This window comes from Psychrobacter sp. 1Y4 (genome assembly GCF_051847555.1).
In genome coordinates, this window is the sequence record NZ_JBPYDE010000145.1 from 1 (window position 1) to 1,065 (window position 1,065).

Annotated in this window: 1 protein-coding gene; it reads right to left on the reverse strand. The window is 47.5% G+C overall.

What is annotated here, in order from left to right:
* Positions 1–877 (reverse strand): autotransporter outer membrane beta-barrel domain-containing protein (locus tag ACS8FC_RS14860; protein ID WP_439297338.1); only part of this gene is annotated, 877 nt, incomplete at its 3' end.
* Between the last annotated feature and the right edge of the window lie 188 nt (positions 878–1,065).

The following is a 1,065-nucleotide window of genomic DNA, read 5'->3' on the forward strand; positions in this document are numbered from 1 at the left end:
ATTCATCATTAGGCATACTGATGAAACTTGCCGTAATATCAGAGCGACGATCGCCATTTTCGATAGCCGCTGCCAGCTGTCCTGTGAGCGCAAGCGTTGGTGTCAATGCTTGTGATAAACGTAATCCTGCAGTCCAGCGCATTGACTCATAAGTGTTTTCATCGACATTCAAGTTATAAACGCCAGCACCCGTTTCACGATAGTTGTCGCTCTCAGCACGCGCATAGTTGACTTGCGCGAATGGAGTCACATTACGCTGCTGAGTGCCAATACGATGATCAACACCTAGTCCTGCTTGTAAGGTATCAACAGAGTAATCAGATTGTGCAATAGCATCCGTTAGTAGGGTGATATGGCGTTCACCTTCGACATCACTTCGACCAGCACCTGCATGGAAATTTAAAGCAGTTGCATCACTGACTGCATAATTACCGTAGCCCAGTACTTGCCAGTTTTTACTGGTCAACTCTTGATCAAGATTGGTGCCATCAGTATCAGCATCACTTTTGATATACGAGAAGGCAACACCTAAATTGAGATCGCTATTGATAGGAGTATCTAAGCCTACAATGGCACCATACCCTTCAGAGTCATAACCGGTAATACCGTTTTCGGCATCATGGCTACTGTCGTCACTAAGCAGCTGAGCCCAAAGGTTATGCTGAGGAGTGGTCTGGCTATGGTCGTTAATAGCATCAGTCGCTGCATAGTTAGCATCAGTGATGATACGATTGGTTGCGCCCATAAATAATGGCTGTAGCTGATTGGCAGCAGTTGCAAGCTGTGCCTGATTGAAATTGACGGTAGAGCTAATCAAGCTATCAGCCAATGCATTATAGCCATTTGTCACACGGTCTTGAATGACTTTATCTAACACATAGGCGATGCCTACATCATTACGTTGAGACTGATTAGTTACTGACTCTATAAATGTGGTATCAACTACTGGCGGCTCAGGCGTGACTACTGGCGGCTCAGGCGTGACCACTGGCGGCTCAGGCGTGACCACTGGCGGTTCAGGCGTGACCACTGGCGGTTCAGGCGTGACCACTGGCGGTTCAGGCG